Source organism: Hahella sp. NS-SX17 (assembly GCF_057367735.1).
In genome coordinates, this window is record NZ_CM170632.1 from 5,484,794 (window position 1) to 5,503,725 (window position 18,932).

At 55.1% G+C, this 18,932-nt stretch carries 16 protein-coding genes; 5 read left to right on the forward strand and 11 right to left on the reverse strand.

Annotated features, from left to right (window positions below; all coding sequences use genetic code 11):
• The first annotated feature begins 10 nt into the window (after window positions 1-10).
• From AC2IBB_RS24365 to AC2IBB_RS24380, 4 genes are all read left to right on the forward strand, one after another.
• Entirely contained in the window at window positions 11-613 is a 603-nt protein-coding gene (locus tag AC2IBB_RS24365; protein WP_486329308.1) for a DUF6940 family protein, read from the forward strand.
• 184 nt (window positions 614-797) lie between these two features.
• Window positions 798-1,646 carry a hypothetical protein gene (locus AC2IBB_RS24370; RefSeq protein WP_486329309.1) on the forward strand — a complete coding sequence of 283 codons (849 nt, stop codon included), beginning with the start codon at window positions 798-800 and terminating at the stop codon, window positions 1,644-1,646.
• Window positions 1,647-1,747: 101 nt separating this feature from the next.
• Entirely contained in the window at window positions 1,748-2,050 is a 303-nt protein-coding gene (locus tag AC2IBB_RS24375; protein WP_486329310.1) for a hypothetical protein, read from the forward strand.
• 63 nt (window positions 2,051-2,113) lie between these two features.
• On the forward strand, window positions 2,114-2,329 hold the full coding sequence (locus tag AC2IBB_RS24380; RefSeq protein WP_011398548.1) for a dodecin: 216 nt from the start codon (window positions 2,114-2,116) through the stop codon (window positions 2,327-2,329).
• Between the two features lie 98 nt (window positions 2,330-2,427).
• Here the strand turns inward: AC2IBB_RS24380 and AC2IBB_RS24385 are convergent, their stop codons facing one another.
• The 5 genes from AC2IBB_RS24385 to AC2IBB_RS24405 all read right to left on the reverse strand — a co-directional run bounded on the left by AC2IBB_RS24385 (window position 2,428) and on the right by AC2IBB_RS24405 (window position 11,565).
• The gene (locus AC2IBB_RS24385; protein ID WP_486329311.1) at window positions 2,428-2,901 is read right to left on the reverse strand and encodes a VOC family protein; all 474 of its coding nucleotides are present in this window, start codon (window positions 2,899-2,901) and stop codon (window positions 2,428-2,430) included.
• A 186-nt stretch (window positions 2,902-3,087) separates the two neighbouring features.
• Window positions 3,088-5,736: a family 20 glycosylhydrolase gene (locus tag AC2IBB_RS24390; RefSeq protein ID WP_486329312.1), complete on the reverse strand. Its 2,649-nt coding sequence runs from the start codon at window positions 5,734-5,736 to the stop codon at window positions 3,088-3,090.
• A 211-nt stretch (window positions 5,737-5,947) separates the two neighbouring features.
• On the reverse strand, window positions 5,948-7,675 hold the full coding sequence (locus AC2IBB_RS24395) for an RICIN domain-containing protein (protein WP_486329314.1): 1,728 nt from the start codon (window positions 7,673-7,675) through the stop codon (window positions 5,948-5,950).
• A gap of 397 nt (window positions 7,676-8,072) precedes the next feature.
• Window positions 8,073-10,049, reverse strand: coding sequence for a glycosyl hydrolase family 18 protein (locus tag AC2IBB_RS24400; RefSeq protein ID WP_486329316.1), 1,977 nt, complete (start codon window positions 10,047-10,049; stop codon window positions 8,073-8,075).
• Between the two features lie 886 nt (window positions 10,050-10,935).
• Window positions 10,936-11,565 carry a hypothetical protein gene (locus tag AC2IBB_RS24405; protein WP_486329317.1) on the reverse strand — a complete coding sequence of 210 codons (630 nt, stop codon included), beginning with the start codon at window positions 11,563-11,565 and terminating at the stop codon, window positions 10,936-10,938.
• Between the two features lie 392 nt (window positions 11,566-11,957).
• Between AC2IBB_RS24405 and AC2IBB_RS24410 the strand changes: the two genes are divergently transcribed.
• Window positions 11,958-12,992 (forward strand): LacI family DNA-binding transcriptional regulator, encoded by a 1,035-nt coding sequence (locus tag AC2IBB_RS24410; protein ID WP_486329318.1) that lies wholly within the window; start codon window positions 11,958-11,960, stop codon window positions 12,990-12,992.
• A 122-nt stretch (window positions 12,993-13,114) separates the two neighbouring features.
• Here AC2IBB_RS24410 and AC2IBB_RS24415 read toward each other — a convergent pair whose 3' ends face one another.
• The 6 genes from AC2IBB_RS24415 to AC2IBB_RS24440 all read right to left on the reverse strand — a co-directional run bounded on the left by AC2IBB_RS24415 (window position 13,115) and on the right by AC2IBB_RS24440 (window position 18,921).
• Entirely contained in the window at window positions 13,115-13,315 is a 201-nt protein-coding gene (locus AC2IBB_RS24415) for a DUF2788 domain-containing protein (RefSeq protein WP_486329319.1), read from the reverse strand.
• A gap of 109 nt (window positions 13,316-13,424) precedes the next feature.
• Window positions 13,425-14,549: an SGNH/GDSL hydrolase family protein gene (locus AC2IBB_RS24420; RefSeq protein WP_486329320.1), complete on the reverse strand. Its 1,125-nt coding sequence runs from the start codon at window positions 14,547-14,549 to the stop codon at window positions 13,425-13,427.
• Window positions 14,550-14,740: 191 nt separating this feature from the next.
• Window positions 14,741-15,514, reverse strand: coding sequence for a peroxide stress protein YaaA (gene yaaA / locus AC2IBB_RS24425; RefSeq protein ID WP_486329321.1), 774 nt, complete (start codon window positions 15,512-15,514; stop codon window positions 14,741-14,743).
• Window positions 15,515-15,516: 2 nt separating this feature from the next.
• On the reverse strand, window positions 15,517-15,780 hold the full coding sequence (locus AC2IBB_RS24430; RefSeq protein WP_486329322.1) for a glutaredoxin family protein: 264 nt from the start codon (window positions 15,778-15,780) through the stop codon (window positions 15,517-15,519).
• A 130-nt stretch (window positions 15,781-15,910) separates the two neighbouring features.
• Window positions 15,911-17,863 (reverse strand): acetate--CoA ligase, encoded by a 1,953-nt coding sequence (acs, locus tag AC2IBB_RS24435; protein WP_486329323.1) that lies wholly within the window; start codon window positions 17,861-17,863, stop codon window positions 15,911-15,913.
• A 149-nt stretch (window positions 17,864-18,012) separates the two neighbouring features.
• Complete coding sequence (locus AC2IBB_RS24440; RefSeq protein WP_486329324.1) at window positions 18,013-18,921, reverse strand: LysR family transcriptional regulator; 909 nt, start codon at window positions 18,919-18,921, stop codon at window positions 18,013-18,015.
• Window positions 18,922-18,932: the final 11 nt, after the last annotated feature.

The window sequence follows — 18,932 nt, forward strand, 5'->3', positions numbered from 1 at the left end:
GTCAATGGTTATGACGGAATTCAGCGTAGAGGAAACCCGGCTTTCACACTATGACGGCAACCATTACGCGTTGTTTCACCAGGGCGCGCCGCTTCCTTACCTGGAGGCGCTGCAGCGTCTGGAGGACAACGCCGAATTCAGGAGTTTCTTCAACGCCATATTTAATGGGGCCGCCAGCCAGGGCTATTTTTGGGAGTCGCCGCCATTATCCAGCTCCCAGGCGGATCAGCCTTGCGAGTTCGTACTCATCAACAGTGGACCGCTAACTCGTTTGCGACCGGACTGGCGCCCCTTCGCGAAACCATTTCGCTCTTCCCGCCAGTCCGAACTGGTCGCCGCGTTCGACAATCTGGGCGGCGACGCTCGCCTGGTCGCGCCGCGACCACAAACGAAAGACTGCGATTACGCTCATCTGGCCCGTTTTATCCGCAACGCGCCACCACAACAGGTCGACGCCTTCTGGACATTCCTGGCCCGGGAGGCGCTGACGCGCATCAGCGCCTCCCCTGTCTGGCTCAGCACCGCCGGTCTTGGGGTGTCCTGGTTGCATGCGCGCATCTGCGTAACTCCCAAGTACTACCGGTACGCGCCTTACACCGCACATACAGCTTGATCCGTCACGCCGGAAATATTCCCATCACCTGCTAAACTTAAGGGATGCGCAGTATTCTCTGTGTCTACCAGCGCCCGTCGCCCTTCAGTCGCAACAGTCTGGAGACGTCGTCGGCCGCCGGTCCGCGCCAGCAAGGGATGTTGTCAATGGAGGGTCCCGGTATTGACGCTTAGAGGCATATTGATTGACTCACTTACTTTTTCTAATTCAGCGCTCTCTGACCGGTTTCATATGCTGGCTGGTCATCATGTCAGCCCCGGCCTGGGCTCAAAGCGAGACCGTCAGGCTGAAAGTCGCGCACTTTGCGGAAGCCGGCAAAGACGGGGCCTATTACAGAGAGTTGATTGAGAGCGCCCTGTCGCAGGCAGGCTACGAATACGAAATTACCACCTCGCCGCCATTCCCGCAGAAACGGGTCATCCAGATGCTGGAGAAAGGCGACGTCACCATCGCCTGGATGCTCCCTACGGCGGAACGCGACGCCCATCACACGAGAGTGCCGGCGCCTATCACTAACGGCTTGATCAGTAAGCGCATACTTCTGATTCCCGAAGGCCGCCAGGCCATATACGACCAGGTCCGCGACCTGCCAAGCTTTCGCGCTCTGGGCAAAGTAGCGGCGATTGGAAAAACCTGGTACGACCGACAGGTCTGGGAACACAATGGCCTGGCAGTCATGGTTTTTGATGGCGACTGGACCGCCGCCTTCCGCCCACTGGCGCAAGGAAATCGAGGCATCGATTATTTTCCCCGGGGCGCTAACGAAATCATCCGTGAGTCACACAAATACCCTGGCCTGGACATCGAGAAAAATTTACTGCTGCAATACCAGAGCGACTTTTACTTTTATCTTTCCCACGATGCCGTAAACCATGTGGATGCGCTGACGATCAGCATGGAGCGCGCCCGCCGCAGCGGCTTGATAGACCATCTGGTTGAAAAGTACTGGGGGGAGGATCTGGCGGAACTGAATCTGCCTCAACGTACGGTGATTCACCTGGAGTCGCCCCCGGAGGAAGCCGCCTCTCCCTGAAAAGAGCCCCCTTTCTCTTCGACCTGATCGCGTCACACACCTTCAATCCGCCGCGCTTAGGGTTTATCCTTGCAGCCCTTAACATCACAGGGTTCAGATCTATGAGCAACATAAAATATAAAGTAGACGGCGCGGAAGTCAGCGTTGAGGAATTTCGTCAGGATGAAGACAGGAGCGCGGCGGAAGACTTCCTGGTCAACGCCTACCAGGAAACCCTGGGCGATATGGTCTGCTCCGAGCATGGCGAAAAGACCGGCTACGAACTTAATTACGAATCCGAGAGCGGCCAGTGCAAAATCCGCACGGAGGCCTGCTGCGAAAATTTCGACCGCGACCTTAACATGGCGCTGATGATGAAGATGTCTGAACAGGCGGAAGCAAACCGCTCCGACGACGACGTTTAAGCAGGGACATTTCTTGCTACACTGACGAGGGAGCGTCCGTCATAGAAACAAAGGAGAGTTCACATGTCAGATCATCATACCTACAAGAAAGTGGAAGTTGTCGGTTCATCCAAAAACAGCATTGATGAAGCCATTCAAAACGCCATACGAGAGTGCTCTCGCACCATTAATCATCTTGAATGGTTTGAAGTCACGGAAACCCGCGGCCATATCGTCAACGGCGAAGTAGGCCATTTTCAAGTCTGCCTGAAAGTCGGCTTCCGAGTCGAAAACAGCTAGAATTCAACCGCCAGCTTCGTCATTGTTACGGGCCCTCAGGGGCCCGTCAGCGCTTCCCCAATGATACGCCAAGAGTTCTGGCGGCCTGACAGATCAAGTCAGCTTTGGTCCTCCATAAACTTCTTCGCCCGCTCCATCAGCTCTTGTTCACTTAAGTCTTCTATATGCGTGGCGATATGCCAGACATGGCCAAAAGGGTCCTCCAGGCTGCCGCTGCGATCGCCGTAGAATTTATCTTCTATCTTTAACCGCTCTTTGGCGCCGGCGTCTATCGCCCTGGCGAAAGTGGCGTCCACATCTGGAACGTACAACATCAATGCGACGGGGCTTCCGCCCAGGGTTTGCGGGCCAACGAATTTCATTTCGGGGCACTCATCGGAAAGCATGACGCGGGAATCGCCAATCTTTATTTCCGCATGCCCAATGGAGCCATGTGGGCCATCCATACGCATGATTTCTTCAGCATCAAAAGCGCGTTTATAAAACGCCAGCGCGTCAGCGGCGCCTTTGACAATCAGGTAGGAAGTGACGGAATGATAGCCGTCCGGGATGGGTTTCACTTGCGTGCTCATAGGACCTCCGTGGCAGGGTTGCTTCTTATCCGAATACTACGCCCTATTCGTACGCCTACTGCAGCATGTTATTGATCCGGAACAGGCATTGTCCGCCTGAACAGAGAGTCATGCAAGTGAGAAAAAAACACCCCGGAGTTCCCAGCAAAAACTCCGGAGTGTAGGTCAAGGATTACCAATCCGCGGCTAGTTCAGCTCAACTGTGCGGCTGGCGCGACCCGAAGGGGTAAATGTTTTCAGTTTAACGCCGCCGCTGACGGCCACAGGCCCGTCATACAATGGCGACTCGTTAGTCGGCTCAGAGCCGTCCAAGGTGTAACGAATATCCAGACCGGGGAATGACAGGTTTGCTTCCAGCATGCCGTCAGTCACCTTTGCGCCAGGAGGCGGCACGCGGAAGTCATAACCGCCGTTCCAGCTGTCCAGACGCTTCAGATCATAGGCGCCCACTCGCGCGGCGAATCCACTCCAGGCCTGGTTAAGGCCACTCAGACGCTGCGCCTGATCCGCCTCGTTCGCCCAGTCCGGCTGCGGCGACCAGCCTCTCTCCGCCAATCCCAGCAACTTGGGCAGCGCCAGATAGAACAGGTCGGACTCCGTTTTCACGTTCTCGCTCCACAGTTCACCCTGCACACCGAGAATCATGTCCTGCTTGTCCGCCGCCAGACGGGTGCGGTCATTCCACATATCATCGGTCAATGGATTACCCATGCGATCCACCCACGCGGCTTTAAAGACGTCCATTGGCGTGAATTCATACACACGACGGGTGTCCACAAAACCCGCCCAGTAATAACCAGGTTCTTCCGGGTCTTTCTGATAGGCCAGGTCGAAGTAAAGGTTGGTGGCGTTGGCCAGCACAACGGGATAGCCCGCATTGGCCAACTTATAGGCGTTGTCTTCCGCGCCCCAGCCCCAGACATTGTTCCAGACATAAGGAATCATGATGCCGCCGACAAAGTGCGGATTAACCACCTTGCCGTCATCTTCGTGCATGAAGGCCAGCTCCTCCCACCCCGCAATCTTGGTTCCGTGAGCGGCGACAATGCCTGTCACGGTAGCGTTAAAGAAGCGGTTCAGGGTTTCCACTTCATCCGCATTCAGCTCCTCTGAGCCGAACATGCGGGTACAGGCGGGAGACTTCTTCCAGACTCCGGAGGGAACTTCATCCGCCCCCACATGAAAGGCGGGCATGCGTAACCCAGCCTGTCGGTACATGCGCGACACTTCGCCGACCACCTTGTCTATAAAAAAGTAAGTGGTTGGCATACAAGGGTTCACGACGTTGTCCTTCCAGCCCTGCACGGACTTGTATTCCGATTTGTCCTCCGGATCGCTCAACAGAAAATTTCTGCCCTGATAAGGCTTGCCCGCCTCAGCGAAGTGCTTGGCGCGGGCCTCCATGGACTTGATCGCCGCTCTGGCGTGGCCGGGCAGATCAAACTCCGGCACCACTTCGATATGGCGCTCGGCGGCGTAGCGCAGCAACTCGACATACTCTCTGCGCGAGAAGTAACCTGAACCATTATTGCTGTCCGTATAGGGGCCTGAGCCGAATGATGGAACCAGGTTATCCAGTTCATTCTCGGAATGCCCTCGCTTGCCGCCGACGGAGGTCAGTTCAGGCAAGCCGGGTATTTCCAGACGCCACCCTTCATCGTCGGAAAGGTGCAGGTGCAATTTGTTCAGCTTGTACAGCGCCATAACGTCGATGAGCTTCTTGACGCTGTCGGGCTGACTGAAATGTCGCGCCACGTCCAGATGCATTCCCCGGTAGGAAAAACGCGGCGCGTCAGAGATTTCCACCACCGGCAGGCGCACGGGCAGACCGCCGCCCTGATAGGTTTCCACAGGAATCAAACCAAGCAGGGATTGCACGCCATAGAACATGCCAGTGGGAGAGTCTGCGGCGATGCGAACGCCGGAAGCAGCGCTGGTGCTCAACTGATAGCTCTCATCGGAACCAGCGCGCCCGGGATTTTGCGCGCCTTGCAAACAAATAGCGTTAGCCGTGTCTGCGCAACGACGCACCACTTCCACTGGTATGCCCAGCGCCTGCAGTTGGCTTTGCAGATAGCGGCCTTCGCGCATGAAGCGACGATCGAAATATAGTTTGAACGGCTCCGCCACCGTCAGACTTTCCGCCTCACTCAGGGTCATGGAGGCCGGCGTAGGCAACAGAGTCGGGCCAGCCTGCGCCGCCGCCAGATATTGACGGTTGCGCTCAAAGCGCACTTCCGCAGTGTCCAGCGGCATGTTGTCGCCGTCAAAACGTTGCGTTTGCTCTGGCGTAGTCTGCGCGCCCAACGTCACATCAGTGATCGCCTCAACGCTCTGAGCTCCTGCGCCGTTGTTTTTTACGATATAGAAGCCAGCGGGGGCGTCGGATTTGCTGATCGCCCAGAAGCTGGCCTTAAGTTGAATCTTGAGAGACTCGCCCGCTTTCAGGCCAGTGAAGCCCGCCGCTGGAGTGAGTTTGAAGAAGTCGCCGTTAATATGCTCGACATTGAATTGATCCGATGGCGTCACCGCGAGCACATCGCGCACAAAGTTGAAATAGATGGTCCACCCGGACGCTTCCAGGTCCGTGGCGCCGCGATTATGAATGGTTAAATCCGCCAGGAAGCTGTTAAAGCTGTCCTGCAGATTGTCCGTCACTTGCCAGGTCACCCCCAATTCCGACACCGTCTGCGCCGACTGCTGCGCATCGTAACCTGTGGGCGCCGCAGCGGCATGCAAAGATTCCGCTATCGCGTTTTGCGCCTGCATCGCAGCCAGCATGGCCACGCACAGAGATAAACGCTTCAGGCGGGTTTGATTTCCTCGGTATGTCATAAGAACGTTCTCCTTTATATGCCCTGGGAGGCGTTGCGTTGTTACACATTGTTGTTATCTATTCAGTGCCGAACGCTGTGCCGACCAACCCTAACTGCTAGCAGGCGGGCCGCGGTTTTAGCCCCGCCGGCGACCGAAATCGCGGCGGGGGCTTTCTTGTTGTTAACGAGATACTGTCTTAATTGGTCCATACTGAGGAAGGTCGTTTTCCTCAGTTTTTGCGGTACACCCTCACGTAATCCACTTCCATCGACTGCGGGAACACGGTTGATCCATCCGGATTGCCCGGCCAGTTACCGCCCACGGCGAGGTTCAGAATCATATGGAAGCGTTGGTTATACGGCGCAGGATAAGGCGCAGCAGTGGAGTACCAGTCGGTTTGCGTCTGATAATGGACGCCGTCGATATACCAGCGAATTTCATTTTCTTCCCACTCCAACGCGTAGGTATGGAATTGATCCACCACGCTGGAGGAAGACGCCATGTGATCGCCGGTGTGCGTATTGTTGGGCCACTCGCCACCATAATGCAGCGTGCCGTAGATATTATTACCGCCGGCTCCTTTCAGGTTGACCGCCTCCATGATGTCGATCTCGCCGCTGGCCGCCCAACCGCCGTAAACCCAGTCCGTCGGCAACATCCAGATAGCCGGCCACATGCCCTGCCCCCATGGCAGCTTGGCGCGGATTTCAAAACGGCCGTATTTCCAGTCGCCTTTGTTGAGTGTGCGTAAACGGGCGGAGGTGTAGTCACGAGTTCCTTCAGGTCCGGTGTAGCGCTCTTTCAGCGCCTGAATATGCAGCTTACCGTCGGACACCCAGGAGTTTTGCGGACGCGCGGTGTAATACTGCAGCTCATTGTTGCCGCCGCCATTGCCGTTGACCTCATGCTCCCACTTGCCCAGGTCAATGCTGTCGCCGTTGAATTCATCCCGCCATACCATCGTCCATCCGGGCGGATCGGTGGGATCAGTAGGATCGCCGCCTTTGGCGAAATTGATGTAATTCAGGTTAATGCCGTCAGTCAGGAAAGCGACTTCCAGCTGATGCGCTCCAGATGACAGGTTCGCATTGAAGCTGATATCCGCCCAGTTCTGCCAACCGCCTGTGTTGGGGACCGCCAGCGCGCCGCTGACGTCCGCGCCGTCAAGCTTCACTACCACCTGTTTTCCGGCGTAAATGGAAGCGACTCGTAAGGTGACTTTATAGTCGCCGGATTGCGCGGCGTTCAGGTTATAACGCAGGTACTCGCCAGGCGCCGTCCAGCCGACATTGAAGCCGCCATCCTGATCCGCCGTCGCTTCGATATCCACATCATCCTGACGATAACCGCCGCCAGTATTGCCAGCCGTGGTGTCGGAGAATGAGCTGTAATCTTCGGCTTCAATCTTGCCCGGAATAGATGCGCCAGGAGGCGTGGGTCCGCCGTCCGTCATCAGATAAAAGCGTTGATGATCGCCGCTGTTCCAGTCCCATTGTTGCAATCTGGCGCCGGGCTCCACGCTCGCCTCCTGGATATCCAGTGATTTGCCGCTGCCAGCGTTGACGATGCGAAATTCGTTACCGCCCAGATCTTCAAATTTGAAGCGTTGCGCTCCCGAACCGTTGTCCGGCCATTGCTGTAGCCCGGCCCCGTTTGCGGTGGAGGCGGATTCCACATCCATCGCCAGGCCACTGTGCATGGCCAGCAAACGATAATTACCGCCGCCTGCAGGCGTAATTTTCCAGCGCTGATTATTGCCGTCGTGGCACTGCCATTGGACGATGCGCGCCGCCTGCTCGGCGGACCCGCTCCATACATCCAGGCACAAACCGCTTTTTTTGGATTTAATCTGATAGACCCCTTCCGGGACCTCCGCATTGGCGACAAAACTGCCGCAACCCGCGACGACGATAGACGCCGTCATTAGCGCGGAAACCGGCCAGTGTTTCTTGTTCATCGAGTTCTCCTTATTTATTGGTTTTTAGAATGGAGAAACCAGAGCACTTTTTCGGATAGACACTTCAGCTCTTCCAAAAGGAAAAATGCGCTGACTTACCACTCTTCTACATGAAAGCGTTTTCATTTTTCACTCGTTGGACAAAGGCAGTCAATGCCGGTTTAGTGTTTATCCGAAAAAATGTTGATTACCGCACGCGATCTCATCGCTGTGCTTTGGAAACCGGATGGGGCTTAGCCCATCCGGTTTAGCGTTACGGCTACTGCTTGATCTAAGTCAGTGATGATCTAGCTACAGCCTTCACTGCTTGTTATAACCATCACGGGTTATAACCATCACTAGTCAAAACCGTCTGTACTAAAAAAGGGGGTAGTGCCGATTCTACCCCCAACAAGGGCTACTGTTGCGGATGTCCCAAGCCTTCATGAACGGCGTTGAGGATATTTCCGTTATCCGCATCGACTTCCCAGGTGAATATGCCAGCGAGACCTTTGTCACGCGCATATTCGCCTTTGGCCTTGACCGAGCGGGCGTTATCGTAGGTGATCAACGAGCCGTTAGAGAAGTTCCACAAGAATGGCGCCTGCGCCTTTTCATCGTAGAAATACTTGTAGCCGTCGATGCCCTGACCGTTGGCGCCGCCCAGGAACTTCTGCTCAATGGCGCGGTAATCCAATACGCCGTCTTCCCAGGTGCCAGCATGCTTACCGCCGCCGGTTCCCGCGAAGGGATCGGTTTCCGTTCCGCCGGTCACGCCTTTCCAGGCGCGGCCGTACATGGCTGCGCCCAACACCAGTTTGTTGGCGGGCACGCCAGCGCTCATCAGATTATTGATAGTGGCGTCAGAGCTGAAGCCTTCGTGAATCTCATGATCGCCTGCATACAGACCGGTCTGATGACCCAGTTGGTCGTTCCAGCCGCCGTAGTAGTCATACGTCATAGCAAAGACGTAATCCATGTACTGCACCGCAGTGGAGTAGTTCACGGAGTCGATCTTGCTTGGCGCGGCGCCTACCGCCGAAGTTAACTGGTATTCTCTGCCGGTTTCCGCTTCCAGCGTATCCAGCGCTGCGCGCAGGTCACGCATCAACTCCGCGTAGCCATCGCGGTCCTGAGGCGATCCCAGACCGGTGTTAGCACCGCCGCCGCCAGGGTATTCCCAGTCGATATCAACGCCGTCAAAGAACTTGTAAGTCTTCAGGAAGTCGACCACTGAGTCGACGAACACAGCGCGCTTCTGCGCGTCGTTGGCGAAGTAGAAGAATGGATCAGACAGGGTCCAGCCGCCAATGGAGGGCAGGATGGTGATGTCAGGGTTGGTTTTCTTCAGACGTCTCAACTGACCAAAGTTACCACGCATGGGATCATCCCACTTGTCGCCGGGGTAGCTCTTCTCAAGCGCCGCGAAACGGTCGTGGATGGTTACGGTGTAATCAGCCTGATCGCTACATTCGTTCATCAGAACGGAGTGGCCTTGCGGGTTGGCCTGACGCAAAGATTCATTCGGTCCGCACACGGCGATAAACGCGTAAAGCAAATGAGTCAGGTTCTGCGCGGGTATTTTCTCTACCGGGAAGTTGCGGCCGTAGACGCCCCACTCTACAAAGTATGTGCCAACGACGCTGCCCGTGGTGTTTTGATAGGGCTTGTTGTTCTCCATCAACGGTTTCGGCCAGCCGGTGGTGTCGATTGGATCATCGGAGCCATTGTCGCCGCCGTCTCCGTTATCTCCGCCATCGCCATTGTCACCACCGTCGTCGCCTCCATCATCTCCCCCATCTCCAGGGCAGCCGGATGCATCTACCAATTCCCACGGACCCCATTCGCTGGCGCCGGGTTCATCGCCCTGCGTCCACCATTTAGCCTTGTAAACAGCGCCTTTATGGAAGACCTCCTTACCTTGGGTATAAACGGCGGCGGCGTTCCAGGCGGGCGCGTTGGCGTCGCAGTCGTCGCCGCCATTGTTGTTGCCGCCGCCGGTGTCATCGCCGCCAGTGTCGCCTCCGTTATCGCCACCGGTGTCGCCTCCGTTATCACCGCCAGTATCTCCGCCGTTATCACCACCGGTGTCGCCGCCATTATCCCCGCCAGAGTCGCCTCCGCCTGCGCAATGATCCGGCTCTTCATAACGCCATAACGATCCAACCGCCGGCGTCCAGCCCGCGCCCAGATGAGCGGTGTGGTTGGCCAGCGCAGAATAGATACCGGAGTTATAGGTGACATACTGTCCGGCGGAGTATGTTCCGCCATCTTGCCAGGCGCCTGACACCTGACTGCATTCAACGCCCCAGGAAACCTGGGATGCGGCGATGAGGCCCGCACAGAGCGCGGTCTTCATAAAGCCGGATTTGCTGTGTTTTTTGTCCATATACATAGGATCGTCCTAAGGTTATCGTTTCGTTATTAGAAGTAGGAAAAGTCCGTTCGCCATCTTAACGATCACAATCGGCGCAACTCCGGCGCACGCTCCATTTATGAAGCATCATCAACCAGAGCATTTCTCCCGTTCGCCCATCAGCCGACGCTACACAACCCATCACTGAACGAAAGCGCTTTCATAACGCAATCCAACCCGGACTTCACAGTCGCCCCTTTTTCGGAACCTCTTTTAGATTTTCCTTTTTCTCTCCGAAAATCAGGTCGCATTGCCCTATGTATTCCTCACAATATCCGTAAGCGGCAAATCACAAAAAAGCGCAAGGAAATGCTTTCATATACCAGATAATACCTATTTGAGACTTTCAGTCAATTTAAAAATACCATTTAGATACCATAAAAATGATAAACAGTTCCTATCTTTTAGTATGGTAGTTTTTTGGTATTTAATTTGCTTAACTGATATCTTCTGCTTTTTCTAACAGGTATGCATGCGACGTACCAAGGCGCATACCAGTGTAGGGATTCCCCTTGGCAAGACAATCCGCCCAAGAGCCTAGTCAATTTGTGTGAACGATTGCATACCGTGACAATACCTTATATTTCAATCACTCGGCGTTAGTGTCCATATCACGCCGAAAGTTGCAGGCTGAAGATCGCCCGGTCTATCTGGAAGAAAAAGTGGTCTTATTAGTCAACAAAAATGGTATTGAAGGATAAAGACCAGCCTTGAATTGGACTTATAGTCGAGTTGAGGCAGGAGAAGAGAAGAGAAGAGAAGAGAAGAGAAAAATATAAACGCTGGCGGCCAGTCCCTGTATAAAAGAAAAGCCTCCGGCCTTGCGGCGGGAGGCTTACTCACACGAGAACTGGCTTGCAGCTAATTAGAACAGTGCGACCAGGTTCACGCCGACATGGTTGCCGCTAACGTCTTCGCCTGAGTCAGCAGATAGCGTTCTGCCGCCGAAAGTTAATGTATCAGGCTCATACTTTTCAGAAACGCCACGTACGTTCAACCATAGGTTATTGGTCACTTGGTAGCCAGCCTCAACAACAAACCCAATGGTAGGCTCGAAATCAACTGTAACAGTATCACCGTCAAGCTCGACCTCCAATTCCGGGCTCGCTACATAGCGAACACCTGCGCCGAAACGCCAATCTTGAACACCGGTATAAAAAACCACTGCCTCAAGAGGAACACGATCAAATGTAGCATCGCCATTTTTTGCGCTGGCGTGATCAAATTGATAGTTCAGTGTCAACTGAGCGGCGATTGGCTGCTCTTGAGATTGCCACAACATGCCCACGCCAAGATTTACCAACCCACCGGCTTCCAACTTTGCAGTGTCGCCATCAGCGTATTTAAATTTCGCCAGCTCGTCTCCACCAAAAGTGAAGCCACCAGTAAGAGCAAAGTAAAGGCTACGAGAATCTTGAACTTCTTCCGCTTGAGCAGACATACAGGAAACGGACAGGGCTGCGACTGCCAGCGCATTAACAACAAAAGACTTCATGAAATTACCTTGATGGGATCGTCCCAAAACTACAACGGAACCTCCTCGAAAATGAGGAGAACAACAAAAGGGACGCGCATTATAGTCAGCCCCAAAAAAAAGTGAACACTCGTTAACAATTTTCCCACAATGCAAGTTTATCTGCACAAACTACGCTACACTTTCACTTTTTACGTAAAAATACCTAATTTTTACCGCAAAATGAGTGGACATAAATTTCCAGCCAATTAGACTCCCTATGCCGCCATGTTGCGCTGTACCCCTTGCGCGACAGGACCTTCTATTTATCCGTATGCCCTCACGAGGGGCCGAACCGGACTCATCAACATACAAGGAAGTGGAATGTTTATTAAAACCTGCCGAACGACGGCGACGAATAACAAGGAGCAACAGTGAAGAAATTGACCTTGAAAGATGTGGCGTCGGAGCTGGGTGTATCAACCGCGACCATTTCCAACGCTTATAACCGGCCGGACCAACTATCGGCCAAATTGAGGAGCCATATCCTCAAAGAATGTCTGCGACTGGGCTATAACGGCCCTAACGCCACTGCCGCCAGTCTGCGTCGCGGCACCAGCGGCATTATCGGCGTCATGGTGGCGGACCGTCTGCACTTCAACTTTACCGATCCGGTCGCCAGCCAGTTTCTGCAGGGCGTAGCCGAAGTGTTCGACAGCAATGGCGTCAACATGTTCCTGCTGCCTACCCGCGCGGATTATTACAAGCATCGCTCCATTGAATCGGTGCCCGACGCATTTATCATGTACGGCCGCCCCAATGATGAAAGCATCGTAGAGCGCATTCTCCAGCAACAGAAAACGCTGATCACCGTAGACTTCGATCTGGGCGAGAGCCATACCTCCATCAATGTGGATAATTTCAGCGGCGCTCGTGAAAGCGCGGAGCATGCCTTTAAGCGCTCAGATGGCGAAGCTGCCATTATTGGCCTGCGCCTGCTCAACATAAATGAAGTGCGGCGCATTAAAGACGCGGAGATGTTTGGGGATGAGATATCGATTTCAAGACGCCGCCTCAACGGTTATCTTGCCGCCGCAGAGGCCATGGACCGACACATTCGGCCTGATATGATCTGGCACACTCCCGACAGCAACTTCCAGAATGGCTATCAGGCGGCTCGCGAAGCCTTGTCCGCCAAACCGCGTCCACGCATTTTGCTTTGCATGAGCGACCGTCTGGCCCTGGCTGCGATTCAGGCCAGCCTGGACTTAGGCTTCAAGGTGCCAGAGGATGTCAAAATTGTCGGCTTTGACGACATTCCCGACGCCGCGCACTGGCGACCCAGCCTGACCACTGTACACCAGCCTAGTGTGGCCAAAGGGCGTCTGGCTGCGCAAGCGGTCCTGAAAGGCGACACCAATAACAACCGCCTGTTGACTGCACAGCTGGTGGTGCGGGAATCCTGCTAATACACGCACGTCCCAGCTCACTCATGCAATACCATTTTCTGCGCCTGGGACAGGCTATTCTACGCCACTAAAAAAGCCGCCGCGGATTGCTCCGGGGCGGCTTTTTTGAAAATCTAAGGCGGCTACACGTTCAATACTTCAACCAGAACGGTTTTGATCACAAAACCCAGTACACCCAGTCCCAAAGCAGTGAACAGGATAAATGTGCCGAATTTGCCTGCTTTGGAGCGCTTGGCCAAATCATAAACGATGAAGGCCATAAACCCGACCAACACCGAGATTAAAATCACCAGGCTCAAATTTTCAAACTGCTCAACGGACATAAATTTCTCCTCCCAAATTCGGGGCCCATTATACGCAGCAAGGTCAATAAGTAAACAGACAAAACCCGGCCGCCCAGAGCGACCGCCAGCAGGCCCTGCACTTGGCTGGTTATTCCAGTCGCCCTTGCAGTTTCTCCCACAGAATGTCCGCCACCACCTTGTGGCCGGCCGGCGTGAAGTGCCCTTCATTTGGGTGATACCAGTCCGTCCCGCCCTGCTGGGCTTGCGCGCTGAGCTCCGCAGCGACGTCAATAACAGGAACGCCCATGCTCCCAAACTGCTGTTTCAGAGCGTCGCGAACAAATTCCTGATAATAGGCGGGCAAAGAACGAGCCTGGGCGATATAGGAGCGCCCCGGCAGCAACGCCACCATGAATGCGTCTTCGCCTTCGCCAACGGCTTCCGCTTCTTTACGCATTTCATCCGCCAGCGCCTGCATGAGCTGCAAGTCCGGCTCGAACTTTTCCGCGAAATGGGAGTGGTATTGCTCAGGGTCATCAAGCAAAGCCAGTAAACGCTGGCCTATCTGCAACGAACGCAGACGGCTTTTCCAGCCCGATTCAGGCAAGCCGCGCATCATTTCACTGGTGAACGTATAAGGATATCCCGCTGGCTTAGGCGCTTGCGGCACCGGCGTATTGCGTAGCGCCAATTCTCCGTCGTTCAGGGTAAAGTAGGGTTTGCCATATACCGCCTGCAAGGGATATGGCAGCCGGTTGTCCAGCAGATCATTGCCCAGATAAACCACCAATAAGGTTTTCGTCGGCTTAAACTTGCTCACCATATCCCGATAGAGCAGTAGCTGCTGGTCAGTGCTGTAGCCGGGGGTTCCAAAGTTGGCGAAGCGCCAATCCGGGCTGCGGGCGTTCAAAAGGTCAGAAAAAGTTTCCCCCTCGTTCACTCCCAGCCCAAACGCGAAACTGTCTCCCACTATCGCCACTTTTTTATCAGCGGACAACGTGGAAACCGGCGTACGCAAGCCAAGCGGGTTGGTCTGGTAATGCACTTTGAAATCCTGGTGCTCATGCGTTCCACTCCAGCTCCGGGCCAATCGCCAGCCCAACTGGGCGTCGTACTCCAACAATCCCGGGTCCATGGTTTCACTCGCCGCCGCTTGCCGGGAAAGATAGCCCAAAGCGAATTCGACGGCTGTCAAAGCGACTGCGACGGCAATCAGAATTGAAATCAGCGTAAACAGCTTTTCCCGCGTCGGTTTAGGTGTCTGTGCGTTCACTTGTTCAGCTCTGCTAATAAAGGTTCATAAAGCGATTAATCAGGCCGACAAACAGATTCCTTCTATTTGTCGGCTACAACAGGGCCCGCACATGTCGGGTTCTGTCTTCCGCGGCTCGCCGCCGCGCAGGCGCATCCATACGCCTGGTTATTAACATGCCAATATCACTGCCAGCTTAATATCTGTGCGGATCAATGATGATCCCGGGTAAACGCCCACTGACCGCCCTCGGAAAGCGAGGGGTTGTAGCAGTAGCCGTCGACGTCAAAGTTCTTGATGTCTTCCGGACGCTCCAGTCTGTGTTGCAAAATATAGCGGGTCATCATGCCGCGCGCCTTTTTCGCCCAGAAACTGACGACTTTGTACTTGCCCCCTTTCATATCAAGAAATACAGGCGTAATCACAGGTATCGCCAGTTTCTTCTCGTTCACGGCTTTGTAATATTCATTGGAAGCCAGATTGATCAGCACATCAGCCCCCGTCTCCCGCGCCTCTTCGTTGAGCGACTGGGTCAAGGTATCGCCCCAGAAACGGTAAAGGTTCGCGCCTTTGGGGTTTTGCAGACGAGTGCCCATCTCTAACCGGTAAGGCTGCATCAAATCCAGCGGACGCAGCACGCCATAAAGACCAGACAGGATACGCAGCCGCTGCTGGGCGGTCTTGACCTCTTCATCTCTCAAACTATAGGCGTCGAGACCGGTATACACGTCGCCTTTAAAGGCGAACAGCGCCTGTCTGGCGTTGTCGCTGTCGAATGGCAATGACCAGGACTGGTAACGGTTGGCGTTCAGCGTCGCCAATTCATCGCTGATACTCATCAGCTCACTCAAGCGCCAGGGTTCCTGTTGCTTGAGGAGATCCACCAGCTCAGCGCTCTGGGGAAGAAATCGTGGCTGTGTATTCTCGGTAGTGGGTACGGGGGTTTCGTAATCCAGCGTTTTGGCTGGAGATACAACAATCAGCATCTTTACCTCAGGTTCTGATTCAGAAAATTCACAAACGCCTGATGATCAAAAGGCCAGGCCAGTTCCGCCGGTGTCTCCGCACAGGCGAGCACAGGAATGCGCTCGGCATACGCCGCCATTAACTCATCGCTATCACTGATATCGACCTTCACAACAGCAATAAAGTTCAATGCGTCAGGATTGGCTTCCAGCACATCGTTGATCACCTCTTCCGCCAGTTCGCATAAATGACAGCCCAGAGTTCCGTACAGCTTGAAAGTGCGCATAGGCGGTTGTTCCAGTGGACAGTTCGACAAAAACAGGCGGCTATTCTAGCCCGGATTCTCTTGCTGGAACAAAAAAAAGCCCCTCGCGCCTGACGGCGGAGGGGCTGTGTTGTCATATCAGACGTCAGGGTCAGGCTCTGACGCGATTACTGATCAGGTCATCCACAACAGAGGGATCCGCCAGCGTGGAAGTATCGCCCAGGGAGTCCGTCTCGTCCGCTGCAATCTTACGCAGGATACGGCGCATGATTTTGCCGGAACGAGTCTTCGGCAGGCCGGGAGAGAATTGAATCACATCCGGCGTTGCAATGGGGCCGATCTCCTTGCGCACCATCTGCTTCAGCTCATTCAGCAATGCGTCGGAAGGCTCGAAGCCCACTCCCAGGGTAACGTAAGCGTAGATGCCCTGCCCTTTGACGTCGTGGGGGAAGCCCACTACGGCGGCTTCCGCCACCGCGTCGTGCTCCACCAGCGCGCTTTCCACTTCGGCGGTGCCCAAACGGTGGCCGGAGACATTCAACACGTCATCCACGCGGCCGGTGATCCAGTAGTAGCCGTCTTCGTCGCGACGTGCGCCGTCGCCCGTGAAATACATGCCGGGGTAGCTGGAGAAATAGGTCTGCACAAAACGCTGATGATCCCCATAAACGGTTCTCATCTGGCCAGGCCAGCTGTCGAGCAGCACCAGGTTGCCTGATACGGCCCCATCCAGCAATGCGCCTTCGTTGTCCACCAGCGCAGGCTTGACGCCGAAGAACGGCAGCGTGGCGGAGCCTGGTTTCAACGCAGTAGCGCCCGGCAGCGGCGTAATTAGAATACCGCCGGTCTCGGTCTGCCACCAGGTATCCACGATGGGGCTGCGTTTTTCTCCAACCACTTCGTAATACCAGTCCCAGGCTTCCGGGTTGATCGGTTCGCCTACCGTACCGAGAAGTTTGAGCGTTTTACGAGAGCTTTTGACCACCGGTTCATCGCCCAGACGCATCAGCGCGCGGATGGCGGTAGGCGCGGTGTAGAAAATGTTGACGTTGTGCTTATCCACTACTTCCCAGCAGCGGGAAGCGTCAGGATAGTTCGGCACGCCTTCGAACATCAGCGTGACGGCGCCGTTCGCCAGCGGCCCGTATACGATGTAGCTGTGACCGGTGATCCAGCCCACGTCTGCGGTGCACCAATAGATATCGCCGTCTTTGTAGTCAAAGACGTACTGGTGAGTCATGGAGGCGTACACCATGTAGCCGCCGGTGGTGTGCAGCACGCCCTTGGGTTTGCCGGTGGAGCCGGAGGTGTAAAGGATGAACAGCGGATCTTCCGCCGACATTTCTTCCGGCGGGCAGTCCGTTGACGCATTGGCGACGGCGTCGTGATACCAGACGTCACGGCCTTCGCTCCAGTTCACTGCATTGCCAGTGCGCTTGACCACCAGCACTTTATCCACTTCCGCGTCTTTGCCGGCGGTAATCTCCGCGGCGGCGTCGACATTTTTCTTCAGAGGCACGATGCGTCCGCCGCGTACGCCCTCATCCGCCGTGATAACGAAGCGGGACTTACAGTCCTCGATGCGCCCGGCCAATGCTTCCGGCGAAAAGCCGCCGAACACCACTGAGTGCGGCGCGCCTATCCGCGCGCAGGCCAGCATCGCCATGGCGGCTTCTGGAATCATCGGCATGTAGATAGTGACTACGTCGCCTTTTTTGACTCCCATGTCCTTGAGTGCATTGGATAATTTGCAAACCTTGTCGTAGAGCTCTTGATACGTGATTTTGGCGTCATCGGCGGGGTCATCGCCTTCCCAGATGATGGCGGTCTGCTGCGCCCGTTGCGGCAGGTGGCGATCAAGGCAGTTGTAGCAGGCGTTCAACGTTCCATCGTGGAACCAGCGAATGTGCAGGTTCTGCTGTGAGTAGTCGACGTCTTTAACTTGGGTGTAAGGCTTGATCCAGTCGATTCGCGTTCCATGCTGCCTCCAGAAACCTTCCGGGTCCTCGACGGACTCTTGATACATGCGCATGTAGGTCTCTTTGTCGGCCCATGCGTTTTTTGCAATATCGGCCGGCGCAGGATGGGTTTCGTGTGTACTCATAAACTCCCTCTATCTTGGTTTGCGATCTTTGTTATCTAATTGTTTGATCCTGGTTAACAGTTATTTTTCGGCATTTTTTATTGAAGTCGTCACATAGATAAAACTACGTACGACCATTGTATAAGCAAAGTTCGCCCTTGAACGGGCATTCATACTAAGGGAGGAGTCGGCGGATTGGTACTGAAATAAACTTTCGCCTCCTCTACGAATAATCTCACCCGCGCGGACAAGTGTCTGCGGTGAGGATAAACCGCATAAACGGCGGAGGGTGCAGGCCAGTAATCCCGCAGAACCGGAACCAAGACGCCGGACGCCAACTCCTCCCCTATAACAAACGCTGGCAGACGCGCCAGCCCCATACCGGCAAGCGCGAGTTCTTTCGCCGCCCGCGCGCTGTTGACGCTGACGCGCTTGCGCATAGGCTGGCGGGTAACGCCGCCCTCCCGGGGAACAGGCCAATAGTCGCCGCCGCTGTAATTACTGTCGAATATCACACAGTGCTCCGCGAGATCGTCAGGAGACCGCGGCGCTTGCCGGCGCTCCAGATAGGCCGCGCCAGCGCACCAGACAATGGGGATATCGGCCAGCTTCTGCGCCACCAGACTGCTGTCTTGCAGATAGCCAATGCGCACAGCGAGATCCACCTGCTCCTCCAGTAAATCCACGTAGCGATCCGCCAGACGCACATCAAGAGTGAGGCCGGGATATTTTTCCAGCATGAGCGCCACCAGCGGCATGAGATGGATTTCCGCGAACGACGCCGGCGCGGCGATCCGCAGCAGTCCTTCCGGCTCGCCATGCTCATCCCGCACCCTCGCTTCGATATCGTCCAATTCACGCAACAAGGGCGAAACGCGCAAATAGTAGGCTTCTCCAGTGGGCGTCAGCCTGACTTTACGGGTAGTGCGATGAAACAGTCTCGCGCCAAGCCGGTCTTCCAGTTGCCCGACATATTTACTCACCAGCACCTTGGAAAGGTTTAGCTTTCTACCGGCGGCGGAAAATCCGCCTTCCTGCACCACCGCACAGAAAGATTTCATGGAGGTCACGGTATCCATATGAGAAACAC